Below are 21216 nucleotides of genomic sequence, written 5' to 3' on the forward strand. Positions count from 1 at the left end.
GTCACCTCGTCTCTTCCTGACGCTCCTTCGCTCTTAGCTGACCGCAAGCAGCATCAATATCATGGCCTTGCTCTCGTCTAATCGTTACGTTTACGCCTCGTTCTTTCAGCGTTTTTTCAAATAGGAAGATTTGTTCTCTTGGTGTTCTCACGTAATCTCTTTCTGGTACATAGTTCACCGGGATGAGGTTTACATGGCATTTGATTCCTTTTAATAAATCAGCAAGTTCTTCTGCATGATGGACTTGATCATTGACTCCGCCAAACAGACCGTATTCAAAGCTCACGCGTCTGCCTGTTTTTTGAATGTAATATTCAATAGCTTCCATTAATTTTGGCAGCTTGTATGCCTTATTGATTGGCATGAGGCGGCTTCGAATGTCAGTATTTGGTGCGTGCAGGGAGACAGCAAAGTTGATTTGCATTTGCTCATCCGCAAATTGATAAATCTTTGGAATGATCCCGCTCGTCGAAACGGTAATATGACGTGCACCAATATTTAAGCCGTTATCATGGTTAATGATTTTAAGGAATGCAAGCATTTCATCAAAGTTATCAAACGGTTCGCCAATTCCCATGATAACAACTGAGCTGACGCGTTCATCTGTTTCATCAAGCGCCTGTTGTACTTTCAATACTTGGGCCACAATTTCTCCCGCCTCAAGGTTACGTTTCAAACCGCCAAGTGTAGATGCACAGAATGTACAACCAATCCGGCAGCCAACCTGTGTTGTGACGCAGACAGAGTTGCCGTATTCGTGGCGCATTAGCACGGTTTCAATGGTATAGCCATCGTGTAATTCAAATAAGAACTTGATCGTTCCATCTTGAGATGTTTGTTTGATCACTGTTTTTAAAGTCGTGATGGCGAATTGATCTTTTAATTTTTCTCTTAATTCCTTTGAAAGGTTAGACATTTCATCAAAGGATGTGACGCGTTTTTCATAAAGCCACTCAAAAATTTGTGTTGCACGGAAAGGCTTTTCGCCTTGTTCCTTTAACCAGTCTTTGATTTCATTTAGCTCAAACGAGTAGATCGACGGCATGTCTGTTTTCAGTTCTTTTCTTACTTTTTGTTTTTGTTCTGTCATTTTTTATCCCTTCTTTCTCATGCTGCAAATAAAGAAACCATCTGTTCCGAAATAATGAGGAAGTATTTGTACACTTCCGTTTTGAACAAACGGAGCAACCTGCTCAGGCAGCCGTTCATTAAGAGATAGATCGGGTTCGAAGTCTTGGTGTTCTTGTAAAAACGCATGAATCACTTGTTGATTTTCTGTTGGATCCATTGTACATGTACTGTATACAAGGGTACCGCCTGGCTTTAGCAGCTGGGCTGTTTCATGCAAGATCGATTGCTGAATTGTCGCAAGTCTTGCTGAGTCTTCCGAGGACTTTGTATATTTCATATCTGGTTTTCGTCTGATGACGCCAAAACCTGAACATGGTGCATCAATGAGAATACGGTCAAACGAAGCATCATCATAATGGTCGGATGCTTTCCTTGCATCAAGCGCTTTTGCCTCAATATGCGTTAAGTTCAGACGTTTTGCTGCCTGTTTGATCAGTTTTACTTTGTGCTCATGTAAATCAAGAGACACAATCTTCCCCTCATCGTTCATTCGCTCTGCGATATGTGTTGATTTACCACCAGGAGCGGCACAGGCATCAAGCACCATTTCTCCCGGCTGAGGATCCAGCGCTCTTGCGACAAGCATGGAGCTTTCATCTTGAATCGTGACAAAGCCCTCTTGAAAGAAAGGAGTAGATACGATAGATCCTTTCATGAGTTTGAGTGCATCCTCAGATAAGTCGCCGAGCTCTGTTTCAATTCCTGCATGCATGAGTTCTTGCTGCAGTGCAGGGCGGTTTTTTTTCATTTGATTGACACGCAATGTCTGCTTTGGCGGGACTAAATGAATACGGCACATGCTTTCTGTTGCTTCAAAACCGTACGCCTCCACCCATTCTTGTACGAGCCACAATGGATGGCTTGTCTCTATTGAAAGCCTTTTTACCGGATCTTTGATCGCATCAAATGCTGGCACGCCTTCTCTTTGCACGGAACGCAAAACGCCGTTGACTAGTGAAGAAATGCCTTTATGTCCGCGCTTTTTCGTTAGTTCCACTGCTTCATGGATGGCTGCACGATCTGGAATTTTTTCAAGGTAAACCATCTGATAAAGAGACATCCGCAAAAGCTGCATCACCCACGGAGCCACTTTTTGCGGTTTTTTCACAAAGGGTGTGAGCATATAATCAAGTGCCAGCTTGTTTTGCAGTGTACCGTATACAAGTTCTGTTAATAGCGGTTTGTCTTGATCGGAAAGTTCTTTCTCTTTCATCACTGACTGCAAAAGCAAGTTACTGTAGGCTTGATTTTGTTCGAGTTTGATTAAAGCGTCCAGCGCTACTTCTCTCACATTACTTTTCTTCATTGATTAACCCTAATTTCTGTCCAATTTCGATATTTGCGCCTCTTAAAAAGTCTTCACCGCTCATTTTTTTCTTTCCAGCGGGCTGTACACTCGTTAATAAAAGGCCTTGCTGATTTCCTGTTCCAACGACTGGCCCTTCTTTTTGAAGCTCAATCACTTTCCCAGGTTCTTCTGGCGCTTGAAGCGGCACTTTTTTCGCTTCCCATACTTTTAAGTTAGCACCGTTCCATTCAGTATAGGCAACTGGCCATGGATTTAAGCCGCGAACTTGGTTGTAAAGCTCTTCTCCTGGCTTGGTCCAGTCTAATCTTTCCTGCTCCCGCTTAATATTTGGTGCATACGTTGCTGCCTCTTCATTTTGCGGAATTGGCGAGATAGACCTGCTTAACACATTTGGAACGGTATCTTTTAATAAGGCCGCACCAGCCACACTTAATTTATCATGCAGTGTTCCGACGTTGTCTAATTCATCAATTTCTACTTCTACTTTGCTAATCATGTCACCTGCATCAAGCTTTTCCACCATATACATGATCGTCACGCCTGTTTTCTTTTTGCCTTGCAGGATCGCATAATGGATCGGTGCACCGCCTCTTAGTTCTGGCAGCAGTGAGGCATGAACGTTGATACAGCCAAATTCAGGTTCATCAAGTAATCTTTTTGGCAAGATTTGTCCGAATGCTGCTGTTACGATTAAATCTGGCTTTAACGCAAGCACTTTATCAATTTCTTCATCAAGACGTACCTTTTCAGGCTGTAAAACTGGAATGCCGTGTTTTAAGGCTTCTACTTTTACAGGAGGCGGCGTGAGCACTCGTTTTCTGCCTTTCGGGCGATCTGGCTGTGTGACGACCCCTACCACTTCGTATCCTTCTGTTATAAGTGTTTGCAGCACAGGTACTGAGAAATCAGGGGTTCCCATAAATACGATACGTGCCATTTTCTTCACCCTTCCATTTCCGCAAGTTCTTTTTCTGTATAGGTTTGAATGATCTTCGACGTGAATAATACGCCGTCTAAGTGATCAATTTCATGCAATAAAGCTCTTGCTAAAAATCCTTCTGCTTCTATTGTAAATGGTTTGCCTTTCTTATCAAAGGCTTTCACCTTCACATAATTTGGTCTTTCAACCGTTCCGTACAAAGATGGAAAGCTCAGGCAGCCTTCAATGTCTGTCTGGCTCCCTTCCACTTCAAGAATCTCAGGATTTACCAAGTCAATCCTCCCAGAATCTTCTCCGATATCGACCACGGCAATTCTTTTTGAGATGCCAATTTGCGGTGCGGCTAGGCCGACTCCATCTAGTTCAAGCATTGTATCATACATATCATCCAGCAGTTTTTTCAGTTTTTTATCGAATGTATCAACAAGCTCTGTTTGTTGTTCAAGCACGTCTGCAGGATGTAAGACTATCGGTTTGATTGCCACGAAAAGACCTCCGTTTTACATCATCATATATGGATTCATATCGATTGATATCATCAACTGTTTTTGTTCCATTTCTTTTTGATAATGATCTTGTATTTTCCGTAATAAACTTGCCAGTTCATTTTCCCTTTTGTATTTTATCACGCATTGATATCGATATCTATCTTTGATCTTAGCGATCGGAGAAGCAGCAGGACCGAGAATCCTTGTATTCGGTGCACAATTCATTTTCAGGAACTGAACAATTTTGTCTGTGACATGCGCTGCCTTTGTCACTTCTTCATGTGATACAGTCACCATCGCCAAAAAATAAAATGGCGGATAGGACTGATGACGACGGTGCAACATCTCCTGCTCATAAAAGGCTTCATAATCATGCTGTTTGGTTAATTCAATACTATAATGCGTAGGTGTATATGATTGAATAATGACTGACCCCGCTTTTTCATGACGTCCCGCCCGTCCGCTTACTTGTGTAAGAAGCTGAAACGTTTTTTCACTTGAACGAAAATCAGGGATGTGAAGAGACGTATCCGCACTAAGGACACCGACAAGTGTAACATCTGGGAAGTCTAATCCTTTTGCAATCATTTGCGTCCCAAGCAGAATGTCCGCTTCTTTGTTACCAAAGGACGTGAGAAGCTTTTCGTGCGCGCCTTTCCGAGAGGTTGTATCTACATCCATTCGGATGACCCTTGCTTCTGGCAATACCTTCGTCAACTCTTCTTCCACACGCTGCGTGCCTGTACCAAAATAGCGAATATGCTCACTATGGCATTCTGGACATTCTGCAGGTACAGGAGCTTCGTGACCGCAGTAATGGCACTTCAGCCGTTTTTGAAAGCGGTGATAAGTGAGAGAAATCTCACAATGTGGACATTGTTCCACATATCCGCAATCACGGCACATCACAAAGGATGAATAGCCTCTTTTATTTAGAAATAAAACAGCCTGTTCTTTTCTTTCAAGTACTTCTTTTAACCTGAGCATTAATTCTTCTGAGAACATGGAGCGGTTGCCGTTTCTTAATTCTTCTCTCATATCAATTAACGAAACGTGCGGCAGCTGCTGCTGATTGACGCGCCGTTTGAGCGTCAGCAGTGTATACACACCCTTTTTCGCACGCGCATATGACTCAAGTGAAGGCGTTGCACTGCCTAATACAACCGGACATTGGTGCCGCCCTGCTCGTTCAATGGCCACATCTTTCGCATGATACCGAGGCATTTCTTCTTGTTTATATGACGATTCGTGTTCTTCATCTATAATGATCATTCCTAGATTCTCAAACGGGGCAAAAACAGCCGATCTTGCGCCAACGACAAGCTTGACTTCCTTGCGGTGGATTTTCCGCCATTCATCGTATTTTTCCCCAGTCGATAAGCCGCTATGAAGAACAGCCACATTGGACCCGAAGCGCTCTTTAAAACGCTGGACCATTTGAGGCGTTAATGAAATTTCAGGAACTAGGACGATCGCTTCTTTTCCCTTTTGGAGGACATGATCAATCGTCTGTAAATAAATTTCGGTTTTACCGCTTCCTGTGACTCCGTGCAGTAAAAACGTTTCATGTTTGTCATCGCTCACTGCTTGATGAATGGGTTTTGCCGCTTCTGCTTGCTCTGTTGTGAGATCAAGAGGAGTAGATGGTGTAAACTCCTTATCCCGATAAGGATCTCGATAAATCTCTTCATAGCTTTCTGTTAACAGACCTTCTTGAATCAAGGCTTTTATCGTTTGAGAACTAGCACCTGTTTGCTGCTGCAAATCTTTTGCTAAAAACGTCGTTTCATTCGATTGAAGTAAAAAAGCAAGCAGCGCCTTCTGTTTCACCGCATTTTTCTTTAACTGTTCCTGCTTTTCTTCAAGTTTTTCTTTTGAAACAGCTGTCTGAAGTGTCCGCACCTTTTTCTTTCCGGATTTTTGCGAGACGTGATATCTGACTTCTAGATGACCTTTTTGGACATGCTTTTGAATAGGCTTCAGCTGTTCAGGCGGAATGTCAGCGTAAAGGATGCTCTCTTGCTGACCGAAAAGCTCTTTCAATGACTGCGGAAGTTCCTCAGCTGATAACACCTGAATTTCTTTTTCATATTTGGCTTTCATCGCTGCAGGAAGCATCGATTGAAGCGCCGTAATATGATAGGACAATGTTTTTTCCGTCAGCCAGTGGGAAAGCTCCAATAGCTCATCTGTCAGAACAGGAGATAAATCAAATAAATCGACAATGTCCTTGATGTTTCCTGACTGTACGTCTGTTTCTTCTTTGATTTTTGTCACAAACCCTTGAATCTTCCTTGGTCCAAAAGGAACTACTACCCTCATACCAGCCTTGACAAGGCCTTTAAAGCGGTCTGGCACACGATAGTCAAATGGCCTGTCAATGGCTTTCGTTGTGACATCGACGATCACTTCAGCAATCATGCTCGATCACGCTCTTTTGGCAGCAGCTGTTTTGCCTCCTGTAAGATTTCAAAGGCAAGGTCTTTTTTACTCATCATTGGCAGCTCTTTTTTTGTTCCGTCTGCTTTGATCAATGCTGCGACATTCGTATCTGTGCCAAAGCCTGCGCCCTCTGCTGCAACATTGTTCGCGACAATCATATCTAAATGCTTGGATTCGATTTTCTTTTTCGCATAGTATTCTACATCTTGTGTCTCAGCTGCAAAGCCGACTAGCACCTGATGTTCTTTTCTTTTCCCAAGCTCTTTTAAAATATCTTTCGTCCGCTTAAATTCAACCGCTAGTGCACCGTCTTGTTTTTTCATTTTATGAGAATACGTCGTGACAGGCGTATAATCAGCAACGGCTGCTGATTTAATCACGATATCTGCTGTCTCGTATACATCTAACGCTGCTTGATACATCTCCTCAGCCGATTCCACTTGCACCACATCCACATGCTCAGGCGCAGTCAACGAAACAGGTCCTGAAATGAGCGTGACATCAGCCCCCATTTGCTCGGCAGCTTCTGCAATGGCATAGCCCATTTTCCCAGAAGATCGATTTGAAAGAAAACGAACAGGGTCGATCACTTCTCGTGTAGGGCCAGCTGTGACCACAACTTTTTTACCTGAAAGCGGCAAGCTGGTTGGCTCATCAAAAAACGCACGAATGTGTTCAACAATTTTTTCAGGCTCCTCTAAGCGTCCTTTTCCAATGTAGCCGCATGCTAAATAGCCTTCACTTGGCTCTATAAACCGGTAGCCGTCTTCATATAAAGTGCGGATGTTCCGCTTGACAGCTGGATGGTCATACATGTGCACATTCATAGCCGGTGCAACCCATACAGGAGCTGTTGAAGCAAGCAAGGTCGTTGTGAGCATATCATCAGCAAGTCCTGCGGCCATTTTACCAATGGTATGTGCTGTTGCAGGGGCAACAAGAATGAGATCGGCCCAGTCAGCTACATCAATATGCGCAATGACTTTTGGATTGTTTTCTTTAAATGTATCCACATACACCTCATGCCGAGATAGGGCTTGAAAGGTGAGCGGAGACACAAACTCACGGGCAGATTCTGTCATAATCACTCTTACGTTTGCGCCTGCCTGTACGAGTTTACTAGTGAGTGCAGCTGCTTTATATACGGCGATTCCTCCGCTGACGCCGAGTAAAATATTTTTTGACTGTAACATTTGTTTGTCCCCCTTAACGGCCTTTTTCACAAATTCGTCTACAATTCAAAAAAGTCAAAACCAATCATAGTTTTGACTTTTTTGAACGTATCGTATCTGCATGGCAGAAGCGATGTTATTCTTGCTCTTCTTTTTCAAATGTCAAAAGACCAGCATCGATTTCTTCAAGAGCTTTCCCTACAAATTTGTAGGATTTTGTGTTTTCGATTTGTTGATCTTGATGGATTTGCATTTCACGTGCACGGCGTGCAGACACTGTGACAAGTGTATATTTTGAGTCAAGTTTGTTCATCAATGAGTCAATTGAAGGATCTAACATGGTTTATTCTACCCCCAGCATTTTTTTATATCTTGGTGCGACTCTGTCTCTTCGCAGGTGCTCTGCAAGGACGATCGCTTTAATTCTTTCACATGCAAGCTCGACATCGTCGTTTTCAACGACATAGTCATAAGCATCCATCATTTCAATTTCTTCTTTTGCAGCAGCCATTCGGTTACGGATGAGATCCTCAGATTCTGTCCCGCGTGTAATAATGCGGTTTTGAAGTTCTGAAAGACTTGGCGGTGCAAGGAAAATAAAGAGACCTTCCGGGAATGCTTCTCTTACTTGAAGTGCACCTTGCACTTCGATTTCAAGGAAAACATCTTTTCCTTCGCTCAATGTTTGTTCTACATAGTCAACAGGCGTGCCGTAGTAATTCCCGACATATTCTGCCCATTCTAACAGCTTTTTGTTTTCAATCATATGTTCAAATTCTTCCCTGGTTTTAAAGAAATAATCAACACCATTTCTTTCACCTTCACGCGGTTTGCGGGTTGTCACAGAAATAGAGTATTCAAATTTCGTATCTTCCTGGGAGAAAATGGCTTGTCTGACCGTTCCTTTTCCAACTCCCGAAGGTCCAGAGAGAACGATTAAAAGTCCTCTTTCTTTCATAATGGCGTATTACCCCTGCCCTTCATCTATGATTTCTTCTTTTACAGAAAGTCTTTGCGCGACAGTCTCAGGCTGAACGGCAGATAAGATGACATGGTCACTGTCCATAATGACAACAGCACGGGTTCTTCTTCCGTATGTCGCATCAATGAGCATGCCTCGATCTCTTGCGTCTTGTATCATTCGTTTAATCGGTGCTGATTCCGGACTGACGATCGAAATCATCCGATTCGCTGAAATGATGTTTCCAAATCCGATATTGATCAACTTTATGGTCATCTTCTAACGTCCCCCTGTAATATAAACGTCTCTAGTCTCGCCGAAAGAGACGCACTGTAAACAGCATACACAATGACTATTCTATATTTTGCACTTGTTCTTTTATTTTTTCAATAGCGCTTTTCATTTCAACCACGAGCTTTGTTAAATGGTGATGGTTTGCTTTTGATCCAATCGTGTTCACTTCACGGTTGAGCTCCTGTACAAGAAAGTCAAGCTTTCGTCCGGCAGCGCCGCCTTGCGTCAAAATTTGCTGGAACTGCTGAAAATGACTTTTCAGCCTGGTAATCTCTTCTGTAATGTCACAGCGATCAGCAAAGATGGCCGCCTCTGTGGTCAGTCTGCTCTCTTCAAGCGCCTCTCCGATCCATTCTTGCAATCTTTGATTCAATCGTTCTTTGTACTGACTCACAACCTCTGGTGCAAACACTTTGATTTCTTCTGTAAATGCCTCAAGTTCAGACAGCCTGAGTTCACAGTCTTTTTGAAGTGATGTTCCCTCCTGCTCTCTCATAAAGCAAAGCTCCTTGACAGCTTCTTCACAAGTGTCTATCAGCAAATGCTCCAGCTGCTCATTACGGCTGACTGACTCTTCCACCTGAACAGCCTGTTCCAGCTTCAGTAAGTCATGTGCATGCTGAATACCTGAAATATGATAGCGGTCCTCAAGGTCTTTTGCGGCTTTCATATATTCATCAAGCAGCGGCCAGTCAATCTGTAAAGACCGGCTTGCAAGTTTACCGCCTTCAATCGTAACAAACAGCTCAATTCGACCGCGCTGCACGTGACGAAGAATAATTTTTTTTAATGTATCTTCGAAATATAAAAGCGGCCTCGGCAAACGGGCATGAACCTCTTTAAAACGGTGATTGACCGATTTTAGCTCAACTGACACTGTCAGTTCTCCATCCGTTTTACTCGCTTGGCCGAATCCCGTCATACTGCGTATCATGTGAAAACACCCAATTCTTTCATATTAATAAAATGAAAAAGGTAATAGCAGACACTATTACCTCAAAATTATACCATAACCAATTATTTTTTTCTTGTCAAAAGTGATCCCGCCAGTAAAAAAGTTGGCAATGCAGACATACCGATGATCAGAAGCCAATCAACTGGTGCGACCGCCACCGTTTTGAAAATCGGCTGAAGCGGCGGATAATAAATGACCACAAGCATCAGCAGCAGGGAAGACACAACGGCGCCGATTAAGTACATATTCCCGAATGGATTGCGTTCAAAAATAGACCGTTCACTGCGGCAGTCAAACACATGAATGAGCTGCGCCAAAACGAGTGTGCTGAATGCAACCGTCTGCGCATATTGAAGATTGTTCGGATCACGGTGATACACAAACATAAAGGCTAACAAAGTGGCAATCCCGATCAGAAACCCTCTTGATACGACCTTCCAGCCAAGCCCTCTTGCAAAAATCCCCTCTTTCATGTTCCGCGGCTTTCTCTTCATGACATCGCCTTCTGGTTTATCCATTCCAAGTGCCATAGCCGGCAAGCCGTCTGTGACAAGGTTTACCCACAAAATTTGAATTGGAACGAGAGGCAATGGAAGCGCAAGAAGCATCGCAAACAGCATGACCAAAATCTCTCCCACATTCGATGCCAGCAAATAGCGGACAAATTTGCGAATGTTTTCATAAATATTCCGGCCCTCTTTAATAGCGGATTTAATGGTCGCAAAGTTGTCATCAAGCAAAATAAGAGAAGAAGCTTCTTTGGCAACGTCTGTTCCGGTAATCCCCATGGATATGCCGATATCCGCCTGTTTAATCGCTGGCGCATCATTCACCCCATCACCTGTCATCGCGACAATATGGCCATTTTTTTGATAGGCCTTCACAATTCTCAGTTTATGCTCAGGTGATACACGGGCAAAGACGTACACATCTTCTGCTGTTTGCTCCAGCTCTTTGTCGCTTAGCTGATCCAGAGCTTTTCCATCAAGCACCTTTCCTTGCTTCGGTAAGAGACTTAAATCTTTAGCGATCGCTTTAGCCGTTTCTACGTGATCGCCTGTAATCATCACTGTTTTAATGCCAGCATCCCGGCATTCTTTAATCGCTCGTCTCACTTCAGGACGAGGTGGATCAATCATGCCCTCTAGACCGATAAATGTGAGGCCAGTTTCCGCCTGCTGAACAGAGGTGATTTTTTCTGTCAGGCTTACTTTTTTATATGCAATCGCAATGGTTCTAAGCGCTTGTCTTGCTAAACCTTGAATGGCAGCTTCTGTTTCTTGCCGGTGGGCCTTTGAAAATGAGGCGGTGCGTCCGCCGTGCATCATATGACTTGAACGGTTCATCAGCACATCTGGCGCCCCTTTGGCAATGACATACCGCTCCTTCTGATTCGTTTCCACGACGACTGACATCATTTTTCTTTCAGAGTCAAAAGGGAATTCCTCCACCACACGAAATCCCGCTTCGATGAATTGCTCTGTAAAACCCGCTTTACGCGCAGCGGTTAGAAGTGCTCCTTCTGTCGGATCGCCATCAAGTCTCATCTCTCCGTCTTTTTCAACGATGGTCGATGTATTACAAAGTGCTCCGTATAATAGCACCTTTTGCAGGCTTGGATGTTTGTCTACGTGGACAAGTTCTCCGTTTAAGGTAAAATCACCTGACGGCTCGTACCCAGTGCCAGAAATATTCCACGTTTTCCCCTCTGCCCATACATGTGTCACTGTCATTTTATTTTGTGTCATTGTGCCTGTTTTATCTGAGCAAATAATCGAGGCGCAGCCGAGTGTTTCCACGGCCGGCAGCTTTCTGACAATGGATTTTTGTTTAATCATCCGCTGCACACCTAGGGAAAGTGCGACAGTGACGATCGCCGGCAGTCCTTCTGGAATCGCAGCAACAGCGAGAGATACACCCGCTAAGAACATATGATACAAATCATGACCTTGCACCACACCAAGAACAACCACAAGAACAGTTAAAAATAACGCAGCAACAATTAAAATTTTCCCCAGCTGCTCAAGGCGTCTTTGCAGCGGTGTTTCCATATTACCTGCTGAATCCAGCATACCGGCAATTTGTCCCATCGCTGTATTCATCCCTGTACCAATGACAACTCCTACACCGCTTCCTCTTGTGACAAGCGTCCCCATAAAGGCCATGTTCGTCAAATCTCCAAGCGAGACATGATCTCGCGAGAGCGGACTCGCATGTTTGACTGCTGGGATGGACTCTCCAGTGAGGGCAGATTCTTCGATTTCCAAACTCTTTGTTTCTAGTAATCTGATATCTGCCCCAATTCGATCCCCACTTGAAAACTTCACAATATCTCCCGGCACGAGGTGCTTGGACGGGATCTTGACCCATTCATTGTTTCTCCTTGCATAGACATGCGGCGTTGATAATTCCTTTAGTGCTTGGAGGGACTTTTCCGCACGGCGTTCCTGATAAAAGCCAAGCACACCATTTATCAGCACAATCGCCACAATCGCCACAGCATCAATATATTCACCTAAAAAGGCAGAAATAATCGTTGCCGCAAGCAGGATTAACACCATAAAGTCTTTAAATTGCGCTAAAAAAATAACGAACGCCGACGCCTTTTTCCCTTCCTGCAATTCATTTGGCCCATGCTTTTCAAGCCGCTTTTGCACATCTTTTTCTGACAGTCCGTCACCTATCGATGTATTCATTGTTTTTAATAAATCGGTTTGGTTCAGTTCATGCCAATTCATTTGACCTCGTCCACTCCTCTTTTGTTCTCTCTCTTATGCAGTGTTCTATAAGCCAGTTTATTCAGACTCGTCCTAAATCATGCTATAATAATAAGACTGCCTAAAGAACGAGAAAACGTAAGGTTCTTTCAGTAGATTTGTGTGAAAGAAGAGGGTGTATCCAACATGTCATTTGACGGCATTTTTACATACGGTATGACAAATGAATTGCAAGAAACATTATCTGGCGGAAGAATTTCGAAAATACATCAGCCATACAAGCATGAGCTGATTTTTCATATCCGATCAAAGGGGAAGAATCATAAGCTTCTTTTATCCGCTCACCCGAGCTATGCAAGGGTACAGCTCACTGAGCACCATGATGATAATCCGAGCGAACCGCCAATGTTTTGTATGCTTCTCAGAAAACATCTTGAGGGTGGGTTCATTGAACGTTTTGAACAAATTGGGTTAGATCGGGTGATCGTGCTGCACGTGCGAAGCCGAAATGAAATTGGCGATGAACAAACCCGTAAGCTGTATATTGAAATTATGGGCAGGCACAGCAACTTAATTCTCGTGGAGGACGAAACGGAGCAGATCATTGACGGACTGAAACATCTTTCTCCATCTGTGAACAGCTATCGAACGGTGCTGCCCGGACATCAATATCTTCTGCCGCCGGCACAGCAAAAGCTGAATCCTTTTGACGTGACGAAGGAAGATATTTTAAAGCATTTACGTTTTCAAGAAGGGAAAATTGCCAATCAAATTGTCGATACATTCTCCGGGGTTTCTCCGCTGTTTGCTAAGGAAGCTGTCCACAGGGCCGGTCTTGCCAATCAGGAAACGATTCCAAGTACATTGCTCAAGATGTTTCAGCTCATTCAGGCGCATTCTTTTACCCCTCAGCTCACGAGAAAAGACGGGAAAGAGTATTTTTATTTATTAGAACTTCAGCACGTCCATGGTGACATGAAGACATTTGATTCTCTTAGTGAGCTACTTGACCGCTTTTATTTCGGAAAAGCTGAAAGAGACAGAGTCAAACAGCAGGCGGCTGATCTTGAACGTTTTGTTGTGAATGAAAAAAAGAAAAATGAAAACAAGCTAAAAAAACTAAAAAGAACGCTTGAAGAATCTCAAAATGCGCATAAGTACCAGCTTTATGGTGAATTGCTTACTGCCAATATATATGCAATTAAAAAAGGGGATAAAGAAGCGACTGTCATCAATTATTATGATGAAGAAGGCGGAGAGATCACGATCCCGCTCAAAACAAACAAAACCCCTTCTGAAAATGCACAAGCGTATTTTACAAAATACCAAAAGGCAAAAAATGCAGTAGAGGCCGTAAATGAACAAATCGAACGAACACATGAAGAAATTGTTTATTTTAATGAGCTGATCCAGCAGCTGTCCTCTGCCTCACCAAAAGATTTAGAGGAAATAAGAGAAGAACTGGTGGAAGGAAAATATTTGCGTCCCAAACAAAAACGCAACGCCAAAAAGAAAAAACCATCGGCCATTCAGCTTGAAGCATATGAATCTTCTCAAGGTGTTCCGATTCTCGTTGGAAAAAACAACAAGCAAAACGAATATTTGACCACAAAGGCGGCAGCTCGTGATGACATTTGGCTGCACACAAAGGATATTCCTGGATCACATGTCGTCATTCGTCACCAAGCGCCTGATGAACAAACCTTGCTTGAAGCGGCACAAATTGCTGCCTACTTCTCGAAGGCAAAAGAATCAAGCTCCGTCCCTGTCGATTATACGAAAATCCGGCATGTGAAAAAACCAAACGGAGCAAAACCGGGCTTTGTCACGTATGATCAGCAGCAAACATTATTTGTGACGCCTGATGAGGATGTTGTCCTAAAGCTGAGAAAATAAAAAAGAGCCGATTAAATCTTTAGATGAGATTTTATCGGCTCTTTCTTTGTCGTTTTTTCCTTTCTATATAGAGCTCATCCAGTGCATCTACGTCCTCTTGTTCAAGCAAGGTCTCAATGGCCGCAGCCAGCTGTTTAGTGCGGGCTGGGCTTGCACCACTCGTAGATACAGAGATTGTCACTTTTCCTGCCCTCACAACCTTTGGCACAATCACATTGCCAAGCTCTGACTGGCTCACACAGTTGATGAGCTGATGAGGAAGCGCTGATTGCGTCATCCACTCGTTTACTGAAGGATCGTCTGTAGCAGCGACAATCAAAAATGCATCCTTTACATCTTCCGCATCAACTTTCTTTTTCTTCCAAATCAGCTGATATGTCTCAATGAGATTCGCCATTTCTTCACAAATGTCAGGGCTCACAATGGTTATGTTGCATGGCTCCATGCATAGCGCACTCGTCCTTCTAGCCGCAATCCTTCCACCGCCGGCAATCAGCACGTGTTTATTGGTTAGATCAAGATGAACTGGAAGCATGGCTTTCTCCTTGAAAACGAAACGCATCCTCTTTGTTTAAGATCGTTTCCTGCACACGTTCAATATAAGCTGCTTTTACATGGGGATGAAAACCAATATACCGGCAGACACGGACATCTCGCAGCCGCTCTCTCGCCTGATTCGCTTCATTCTCAATCTCTTTCATTAAAATGCCTGTAAATAAAAGATAAGGCACGAGATAGACAGGCGTATCGTCATCTACTGTTAACTGTGCTAAGACGTCACGATAATTCGGTTCACACGCTGTAATAAAACACGGAAAAACCTCTGCACAAGGCAGCATGCTTCGGACATCATCTACAATGCCAAACACATCCCGCTTTACATCTGGATCAGAGCTTCCGCGGCCAATTAAGAGAATTTTTGCGCGCTCTCCCTTGTATCCAGCTTCTTCAATCCTTGCGATAACCGCTTTCGTGACTTCTTGGTTCACGCCTATAGGTCTTCCATATGTCACCTTCACTTGTGGGAAACGTTTTTGTACTTTCACAATCTCATCTGGAATATCTGATTTGGCATGCATGGCAGTTAAAAGGAGGAGCGGGACGATCGCAATGTGAGTTGCTCCTTTTTGTACACAAGTCTCAAACCCTTCTTCGATTGAAGGGTCCGTCAACTCTAAAAAACAAATTTCTTGTATATCTGCTTCCACTAACGGCATACAGCTTTTCATAAAAGAAATGGCTTTATCCTGTGCTTCTTTTACCCTGCTTCCATGCCCAACATAAAGGACAGCTTGTTTCATTTGACTCCTCCTTGCAACCCTAGTTTTATTCAGACGAAAAGACACGATGTCCACACGTGTCTTTTCACCTTTGTTCTCATTTCTCAATCAGTGCTGGTTCAAACCAGTTCAACTTTTGATGAAAGTGAACGACATCTCCTACTACGATTAAACTCGGATGCTCGATCCCTTCTTTTTCAACCGTTTCAGATAGTGTCGCCACCGTGCAGCAAGTCGTCTTTTGCCTCGTGGTCGTTCCCCAGTGAATAAACGCAGCTGGGGTTTCAGGGTTCCGCCCATTTTTCAAAAGCAGCCGCTGGACTCTTTCCACATTTTTGACGCCCATGTAAATGACAAGGGTATCAATCCCCGTCGCCAGCGCTTCCCACTTTTCTTCAAAATGTTCATCCTTTTGATAATGCCCTGTCACAAACGCAACATTTGAGCTGAATTCTCGGTGCGTGACTGGAATGCCTGCATAAGCAGCCGCTGCAATACCAGAAGTAATCCCCGGGACAACTTCATACGGAATACCATGCTCAGCTAAGCATTCGATTTCTTCACCGCCGCGGCCAAATACAAAGGGATCACCGCCTTTTAGACGAACGACTATTTTCCCTTCCTTCGCATAAGCAACAAGCGCTTCATTAATCGCTTCCTGTCTCATCGTATGATGATTCGGCAGTTTGCCGCAATAGATCAACTCCGCCTCCGGTTTGGCATGGGCAAGAATCTCTTGATTGACAAGACGATCATATAAAATGACATCTGCCTGCTGTATTGCCTTATGGGCCTTTAGCGTAATTAAGTCTGGGTCACCCGGTCCGGCACCAACAATGTATACTTTCCCCATCTTGCTTTCTCCCCCTGCCATCAGGCGATTATTTCGTTTTATTCTTTACATAATCAACAAGGCGCTGTTTTGACTCCTCGCGTGATAATTCACCTGTATCTAGAACGAGCTCAGGCGCAGCTGGCTCTTCGTATGGTGAATCGATTCCCGTGAAAAATGGAATTTCGCCGTTTCTTGCTTTTTTATATAATCCCTTTGGATCACGCTCTTCACACACGTTCAGATCACATTTCACAAACACTTCGTGAAATTCTCCGTCTTCGACTAACTGTCTTACGATTTGGCGGTCTTCTTGAAATGGTGAAATAAAAGCAGTAATGACAATCGTTCCTTGCTCAACAAATAATTTCGCCACTTCACCGATGCGCCGAATGTTCTCTTTTCTGTCGTCATCTGAAAAGCCTAAGTCTTTATTGAGTCCATGGCGTACGTTATCGCCGTCAAGAACTGTCACTTGGTACCCCTGTTCAAACAGCTCTCGAGCCGCTGCGTTGGCGATCGTCGATTTACCTGAACCGCTTAGACCTGTCAGCCAAATGATCCCGCTTGTATGGTTGTTTTTCTGTTGATATTCTTTTTTAGTAATAGATGAATCATGCCACACGATATGTTCGTTGCTCATGTCATATCCTCCTTTAAGATACCGTCGTTTTTAATCCTTCGATTAATGTTTCAATGACTTCTTTTCGGCTGAACGTGCTCGGAGGTAATTCACCATTTCTCAGCATCGTTCTGACCTTTGTACCTGAAAGAATGACATGTTCGCTTTTATCATGTGGGCATGTTTTTGGTGTTGCCATGGCTTCACATGTATTGCAGTAAAAGCTGTGCTCAAATTTTAATGGTGTGATCCCAATTTCTTCGCTTGTAAATTGTTCAAATAGCTCCTGCGCTTCGTATGTGCCGTAATAATCACCAACACCCGCATGATCTCTGCCGACAATAAAATGTGTACAGCCATAATTTTTACGCACAAGCGCATGAAAAATCGCTTCCTTTGGTCCAGCATAACGCATGGCAGCAGGAAAAACACCTAAAAAGACGCGGTCTTTCGGGTAATAACCGTTCAGTAACACTTGATAGCTTTTCATTCTTACATCTGCTGGAATATCATCAGATTTTGTTTCACCAACAAGTGGATTTAAAAATAGACCATCCACTGTTTCCAGTGCTGTCTTTTGAATGTATTCATGCGCACGATGGACTGGGTTTCTCGTTTGGAAACCGACAATGGTTTTCCAGCCGTTTTCTTTAAAATGTTTTCTTGTTTCTTCTGGCTCATACGTAAATTGCGGGAAAGGTTTTTCACTGCGTTTTGTCAGTGTAATTTTACCACCAATATACGTGTCACCGCGTTCAAATAATTTTTTCACGCCTGGGTGATTGCGGTCATCTGTTTTATACACATTCACTGCTTCTTTTTCCTTATCAGGTGTGTATTGATCTTCCACCTCAATGACCCCGTATACTGTTCCATTATACGATAAACGAACAATGTCACCTTGATTGATCTCCGCTGCTTGTTCCTTTGTGACAGGCAGAGTAATCGGAAGAGACCAAACGACACCACTTGCTAGTCGCATACTGCTGACAACTGCTTCATAATCAGCTTTCGTTAAAAACCCTTCAATTGGACTATACCCGCCAATTGCGATGAGTTCAAGGTCTGCAAAAGAAATGGCATCCAGCTCAATTTCTTTCGCAGCTGTGCTTAGATCAAATTCTTCATTTACTCGATTAATTAATACGCCACCATGTGGTGTTAAACTCATTTGTTCATCTTCCTCTCAATGTTCATATTTATTAGATGTTAATAGTCGGATTTATATTTAAATCCCGCCGCCCTGTTCATGAATCGAGCTGCTCTCATTTTTAACTGCCTTCATAAGACTCAGTGCACCTAGTGAAGCAAGCAGTACACTCATCATGATAAAGATAGAGTAATAGTCTCCTTTTAAGAAAAGGCTTACCAACAAATAAGATAGACTAAGTGATAAGAAAGGTGACACAACCCATACCTTCAGCATTTTTTTCACAACATGTTTATGAAAAATGTTCGGTCCACCCTTTGCCATACCTAGCCCAATAATGGACGAGGAGGTAATTTGAGTAAGGGGAACAGGGAGTCCGAATATAGAGCTGACGATGACAAGTCCTGCACCGGTGCTCGATAATAGAATGCCTTCACCCGTTTGATAGCGTGTAATTTTCTTTCCGTTTGTTTCTAGTACCCTTCTTCCTAGAAGCAGCGCCCCAATGGCCACAAAGATTCCGCCGTAAAGGGTTCCTTGCCCGACTGTTAAAACACCTGACGCGACAAGCGGGCCGACCGCATTGGCGACATTGTTCATGCCGGCTGAAAATGCTTCTAAAAACCCACTGATAATCAAAACAACAGATAAGATCAATGTACCTTTTTTGGATAATGTCCGTTTAGGGAACAATCTGATGATTTTGACAACAGCAAAGGTAAAAACAAAGGCAACAATCGGAATAATCACCCAAAAAGAGACAATGACTAAGATCGATTTCACATACAGCACTTTATATGCGGCTGCCACACCGACCACAGCTCCTACTGTGACCTCACTTGTGGATAAAGGAATGGCCAAGAGATTCGCTATGAAAAGTGATAATGCGGCCGAGCCAATGATGATACACACAATTTCAAGTGTGATGACAGATTCCGGCATAATCCCGGAGCTGATCGTTTTGACGACCTCACCGCCGCCAATCACTGAACCTGCTAATATTCCAACCGCACAAACGCTGAGCGCGTATATTGGCTTTTTGATCGCACCTGAACCATATGCGATGCCCATCGAAGCAGCTGCTCCGCTTGCGCCAATATTTAAAGCAAAGAATAAGCTAAATAAAATTGCGGCGATTTCCATACATTATGCTCCCTTACTCATGTAATCCGCACTCAGTCTTTGCTGTCCCTGACCATCTTCCAGAACGCAAATCATCAGCAGTAAATGCCGGCTGTGTACAAGGTGCACACCCGATGCTTGGATATCCTTGGTCATGCAGCGGATTATAAGTAAGATCCTCTCTAGACGCATATCTCCATATGTCCTTCCACGTCCAGTGGATGAGCGGACATACTTTGACTGATTGGAATTTTTCATCCTTATTTAAGAAGTTCGTACCTGCTCGTTTAGGCGACTGCTCTCTTCTTAAACCCGACAGCCATGCCGGATAGCCAGATAGTGCCTCTTGCAATGGAATGACCTTTCTCATATGGCAGCAGCTTTGAGGATTCGTTTCCCATAATTTATCACCATGCTGCTCATTCTGCTCTTCCACCGTCAGCTCAGGTGTTTTCAGCACGATGTCTAAACCAGGATATCTTTCCTTAACTGCATCAATGGTGTCGTATGTTTCCTTGAAATGCAGACCTGTATCTAAAAAGACAATTCTTGCATCTTTTTTTACTTTCGCAATAAGATCGATCAGGACAATGCCCTCAATGCCAAAACTGCATGCATAAACGAGCTGATCACCATAGTGGCCGTACGCCCATTTCAGCACAGATAGGGCCCCTTTATACAAATCGTCCTCTTGAAATGTAATGGACGGCTCTTGCCAATTTTCATAAGTTAACATTGTTTCTCCCCTTCCGGAGTACTGCTTCTATTGCTATTCTCCGCACTACTTTAATCTGATTTTTTCATTTTTTTCCACTTGAATCACTTGACCGTCCTGAACGATCAACGTAATTGAACCGAATTTCATATCCCCAATCAGCTCTTGCATGTGCTTCACTAAGTCCTCATCCTGGTTTTGTTTCAGTTCCATCTCCTCTTCCTCCTCACCGTTAAAATAAAAAAACTTTCTTTCAGTCCGAAAGAAAGATGAGGAAGCTCACGATTTCCTTATCTTTCAAAATAGAATCATTTTGCAGGAAGTAGCACCTTGCAAATCGCAGGTTGCCGGGCTTCATCGGGCCAGTCCCTCCACCTCTCTGGATAAGAGTTTTAATTTGTATTAAATATTAACACAATTCAAACAAAAGTCAACCCGACTTTATTGATAGGATTAGTTTTTATTTAAATTTGAGTCTATTTTACTATTTTTAACCAAATAAAAAACTGTGCAGCGCAGCACAGCTTTTTTTAAAACAAAACAAGCTTTTTAGACCGTTTCTTCCATCCAAGATTCAGACGAAGGATCCTGTCTCCAGCGTTTTAGTTTATTCATAGCAGAAGACTCGATTGCTTTTAGCTCAAGTGCCACTTCTGTCAGTGTGTCATAGTCTGTCAGCGTGACATAGGGAATGTTTTTCTCTTGAAAAGCCGCAGTTGCTTTTGGCAGTCCATAAGTGAAGATCGCAACAACTCCGAGTACGTCACAGCCTTCTTCTTCTAGAGCAGCCACAACTTCAAGAACGCTGCCTCCAGTTGAGATGAGGTCTTCTACGACAACCACCTTTTGGCCAGGTGATACTGCTCCTTCAATTTGATTTCCTTTTCCGTGTGCTTTTGGTTTACTTCTTACATAACACATCGGTACGTTCAGACGATCAGCTGCTAATGCCGCATGAGGAATGCCAGCTGTAGCTGTACCTGCGACAACTTCCGCTCCTTCAAAATGAGTGAGAATCAAGTCTTTTAAACCTTCCGCAATGTCCCCTCTGACCTCAGGATAAGACAAGGTGAGGCGATTGTCACAGTAAATCGGTGATTTGATACCGCTCGCCCATGTAAATGGTTCGTCTGGTTTTAAAGAGACAGCTTTGATTTGTAATAAATGCTTCGCGATTTTCGTTTTCATCC

21 protein-coding genes and 1 riboswitch are annotated in these 21216 nt (G+C 43.4%); of the genes, 1 reads left to right on the forward strand and 20 read right to left on the reverse strand.

The window, feature by feature from the left end:
• Position 1: 1 nt before the first annotated feature.
• The 11 genes from rlmN to LCD34_RS16850 all read right to left on the reverse strand — a co-directional run bounded on the left by rlmN (position 2) and on the right by LCD34_RS16850 (position 12430).
• The gene (gene rlmN / locus LCD34_RS16800) at positions 2–1090 is read right to left on the reverse strand and encodes a 23S rRNA (adenine(2503)-C(2))-methyltransferase RlmN (protein WP_007499669.1); all 1089 of its coding nucleotides are present in this window, start codon (positions 1088–1090) and stop codon (positions 2–4) included.
• Between the two features lie 3 nt (positions 1091–1093).
• Entirely contained in the window at positions 1094–2437 is a 1344-nt protein-coding gene (rsmB, locus tag LCD34_RS16805; protein WP_224559771.1) for a 16S rRNA (cytosine(967)-C(5))-methyltransferase RsmB, read from the reverse strand.
• Positions 2424–3377, reverse strand: a complete 954-nt coding sequence (gene fmt, locus LCD34_RS16810; protein WP_017359336.1) for a methionyl-tRNA formyltransferase — start codon at positions 3375–3377, stop codon at positions 2424–2426. The genes rsmB and fmt overlap by 14 nt, the downstream gene beginning before the upstream one ends.
• Before the next feature lie 5 nt (positions 3378–3382).
• Positions 3383–3865 (reverse strand): peptide deformylase, encoded by a 483-nt coding sequence (def, locus tag LCD34_RS16815; RefSeq protein ID WP_017359337.1) that lies wholly within the window; start codon positions 3863–3865, stop codon positions 3383–3385.
• Between the two features lie 15 nt (positions 3866–3880).
• Complete coding sequence (priA, locus tag LCD34_RS16820; RefSeq protein WP_224559772.1) at positions 3881–6289, reverse strand: primosomal protein N'; 2409 nt, start codon at positions 6287–6289, stop codon at positions 3881–3883.
• Positions 6286–7503 carry a bifunctional phosphopantothenoylcysteine decarboxylase/phosphopantothenate--cysteine ligase CoaBC gene (gene coaBC, locus LCD34_RS16825; protein WP_017367218.1) on the reverse strand — a complete coding sequence of 406 codons (1218 nt, stop codon included), beginning with the start codon at positions 7501–7503 and terminating at the stop codon, positions 6286–6288. The genes priA and coaBC overlap by 4 nt, the downstream gene beginning before the upstream one ends.
• Positions 7504–7618: 115 nt before the next feature.
• Complete coding sequence (gene rpoZ / locus LCD34_RS16830) at positions 7619–7822, reverse strand: DNA-directed RNA polymerase subunit omega (RefSeq protein WP_008344896.1); 204 nt, start codon at positions 7820–7822, stop codon at positions 7619–7621.
• A gap of 3 nt (positions 7823–7825) precedes the next feature.
• Positions 7826–8440 (reverse strand): guanylate kinase, encoded by a 615-nt coding sequence (gmk, locus tag LCD34_RS16835; protein WP_007499680.1) that lies wholly within the window; start codon positions 8438–8440, stop codon positions 7826–7828.
• Positions 8441–8449: 9 nt separating this feature from the next.
• Entirely contained in the window at positions 8450–8719 is a 270-nt protein-coding gene (gene remA / locus LCD34_RS16840) for an extracellular matrix/biofilm regulator RemA (RefSeq protein WP_008344898.1), read from the reverse strand.
• A 76-nt stretch (positions 8720–8795) separates the two neighbouring features.
• Positions 8796–9671, reverse strand: coding sequence for a YicC/YloC family endoribonuclease (locus LCD34_RS16845; protein WP_007499682.1), 876 nt, complete (start codon positions 9669–9671; stop codon positions 8796–8798).
• An 83-nt stretch (positions 9672–9754) separates the two neighbouring features.
• Positions 9755–12430: a calcium-translocating P-type ATPase, SERCA-type gene (locus LCD34_RS16850; protein WP_224559773.1), complete on the reverse strand. Its 2676-nt coding sequence runs from the start codon at positions 12428–12430 to the stop codon at positions 9755–9757.
• Between the two features lie 165 nt (positions 12431–12595).
• Here LCD34_RS16850 and LCD34_RS16855 point away from each other — a divergent pair, with 165 nt between their 5' ends.
• A complete protein-coding gene (locus LCD34_RS16855; protein WP_224559774.1) occupies positions 12596–14305 on the forward strand; it encodes an NFACT family protein in 1710 nt (569 codons plus the stop codon).
• A gap of 31 nt (positions 14306–14336) precedes the next feature.
• On the opposite strand, the gene LCD34_RS16860 is transcribed toward LCD34_RS16855, so the two are convergent.
• The 9 genes from LCD34_RS16860 to pyrE all read right to left on the reverse strand — a co-directional run bounded on the left by LCD34_RS16860 (position 14337) and on the right by pyrE (position 21214).
• On the reverse strand, positions 14337–14840 hold the full coding sequence (locus LCD34_RS16860; RefSeq protein ID WP_224559775.1) for an NAD(P)-dependent oxidoreductase: 504 nt from the start codon (positions 14838–14840) through the stop codon (positions 14337–14339).
• Positions 14821–15606, reverse strand: coding sequence for a sirohydrochlorin chelatase (locus LCD34_RS16865; RefSeq protein WP_144740265.1), 786 nt, complete (start codon positions 15604–15606; stop codon positions 14821–14823). The genes LCD34_RS16860 and LCD34_RS16865 overlap by 20 nt, the downstream gene beginning before the upstream one ends.
• A 76-nt stretch (positions 15607–15682) precedes the next feature.
• A complete protein-coding gene (cobA, locus tag LCD34_RS16870; RefSeq protein WP_144625882.1) occupies positions 15683–16438 on the reverse strand; it encodes a uroporphyrinogen-III C-methyltransferase in 756 nt (251 codons plus the stop codon).
• Positions 16439–16466: 28 nt separating this feature from the next.
• Positions 16467–17060, reverse strand: coding sequence for an adenylyl-sulfate kinase (cysC, locus tag LCD34_RS16875; RefSeq protein ID WP_074042033.1), 594 nt, complete (start codon positions 17058–17060; stop codon positions 16467–16469).
• A 13-nt stretch (positions 17061–17073) separates the two neighbouring features.
• Entirely contained in the window at positions 17074–18210 is a 1137-nt protein-coding gene (gene sat / locus LCD34_RS16880; protein WP_046527256.1) for a sulfate adenylyltransferase, read from the reverse strand.
• Positions 18211–18267: 57 nt separating this feature from the next.
• Positions 18268–19332, reverse strand: coding sequence for an inorganic phosphate transporter (locus LCD34_RS16885; RefSeq protein ID WP_050827247.1), 1065 nt, complete (start codon positions 19330–19332; stop codon positions 18268–18270).
• Between the two features lie 13 nt (positions 19333–19345).
• A complete protein-coding gene (locus tag LCD34_RS16890; RefSeq protein ID WP_008344917.1) occupies positions 19346–20047 on the reverse strand; it encodes a phosphoadenylyl-sulfate reductase in 702 nt (233 codons plus the stop codon).
• Positions 20048–20092: 45 nt separating this feature from the next.
• Complete coding sequence (locus tag LCD34_RS16895) at positions 20093–20239, reverse strand: YezD family protein (RefSeq protein WP_008344920.1); 147 nt, start codon at positions 20237–20239, stop codon at positions 20093–20095.
• Positions 20240–20313: 74 nt separating this feature from the next.
• Positions 20314–20416: riboswitch (SAM riboswitch) on the reverse strand.
• 159 nt (positions 20417–20575) lie between these two features.
• Entirely contained in the window at positions 20576–21214 is a 639-nt protein-coding gene (gene pyrE, locus LCD34_RS16900; protein WP_017367212.1) for an orotate phosphoribosyltransferase, read from the reverse strand.
• Positions 21215–21216: the final 2 nt, after the last annotated feature.

The sequence above is a fragment of the Bacillus sp. RAR_M1_44 genome, from assembly GCF_020165935.1.
Lineage (GTDB): Bacteria > Bacillota > Bacilli > Bacillales > Bacillaceae > Bacillus > Bacillus altitudinis.

Excerpts from the sequence above, each read along its gene's own strand:
- rlmN (WP_007499669.1), bottom strand. The coding sequence starts at position 1,090 with ATGACAGAACAAAAACAAAAAGTAAGAAAAGAACTGAAAACAGACATG.
- rsmB (WP_224559771.1), bottom strand. The coding sequence starts at position 2,437 with ATGAAGAAAAGTAATGTGAGAGAAGTAGCGCTGGACGCTTTAATCAAA.
- fmt (WP_017359336.1), bottom strand. The coding sequence starts at position 3,377 with ATGGCACGTATCGTATTTATGGGAACCCCTGATTTCTCAGTACCTGTG.
- priA (WP_224559772.1), bottom strand. The coding sequence starts at position 6,289 with ATGATTGCTGAAGTGATCGTCGATGTCACAACGAAAGCCATTGACAGG.
- coaBC (WP_017367218.1), bottom strand. The coding sequence starts at position 7,503 with ATGTTACAGTCAAAAAATATTTTACTCGGCGTCAGCGGAGGAATCGCC.
- rpoZ (WP_008344896.1), bottom strand. The coding sequence starts at position 7,822 with ATGTTAGATCCTTCAATTGACTCATTGATGAACAAACTTGACTCAAAA.
- gmk (WP_007499680.1), bottom strand. The coding sequence starts at position 8,440 with ATGAAAGAAAGAGGACTTTTAATCGTTCTCTCTGGACCTTCGGGAGTT.
- remA (WP_008344898.1), bottom strand. The coding sequence starts at position 8,719 with ATGACCATAAAGTTGATCAATATCGGATTTGGAAACATCATTTCAGCG.
- LCD34_RS16845 (WP_007499682.1), bottom strand. The coding sequence starts at position 9,671 with ATGATACGCAGTATGACGGGATTCGGCCAAGCGAGTAAAACGGATGGA.
- LCD34_RS16850 (WP_224559773.1), bottom strand. The coding sequence starts at position 12,430 with ATGAATTGGCATGAACTGAACCAAACCGATTTATTAAAAACAATGAAT.
- LCD34_RS16855 (WP_224559774.1), top strand. The coding sequence starts at position 12,596 with ATGTCATTTGACGGCATTTTTACATACGGTATGACAAATGAATTGCAA.
- LCD34_RS16860 (WP_224559775.1), bottom strand. The coding sequence starts at position 14,840 with ATGCTTCCAGTTCATCTTGATCTAACCAATAAACACGTGCTGATTGCC.
- LCD34_RS16865 (WP_144740265.1), bottom strand. The coding sequence starts at position 15,606 with ATGAAACAAGCTGTCCTTTATGTTGGGCATGGAAGCAGGGTAAAAGAA.
- cobA (WP_144625882.1), bottom strand. The coding sequence starts at position 16,438 with ATGGGGAAAGTATACATTGTTGGTGCCGGACCGGGTGACCCAGACTTA.
- cysC (WP_074042033.1), bottom strand. The coding sequence starts at position 17,060 with ATGAGCAACGAACATATCGTGTGGCATGATTCATCTATTACTAAAAAA.
- sat (WP_046527256.1), bottom strand. The coding sequence starts at position 18,210 with ATGAGTTTAACACCACATGGTGGCGTATTAATTAATCGAGTAAATGAA.
- LCD34_RS16885 (WP_050827247.1), bottom strand. The coding sequence starts at position 19,332 with ATGGAAATCGCCGCAATTTTATTTAGCTTATTCTTTGCTTTAAATATT.
- LCD34_RS16890 (WP_008344917.1), bottom strand. The coding sequence starts at position 20,047 with ATGTTAACTTATGAAAATTGGCAAGAGCCGTCCATTACATTTCAAGAG.
- LCD34_RS16895 (WP_008344920.1), bottom strand. The coding sequence starts at position 20,239 with ATGGAACTGAAACAAAACCAGGATGAGGACTTAGTGAAGCACATGCAA.
- pyrE (WP_017367212.1), bottom strand. The coding sequence starts at position 21,214 with ATGAAAACGAAAATCGCGAAGCATTTATTACAAATCAAAGCTGTCTCT.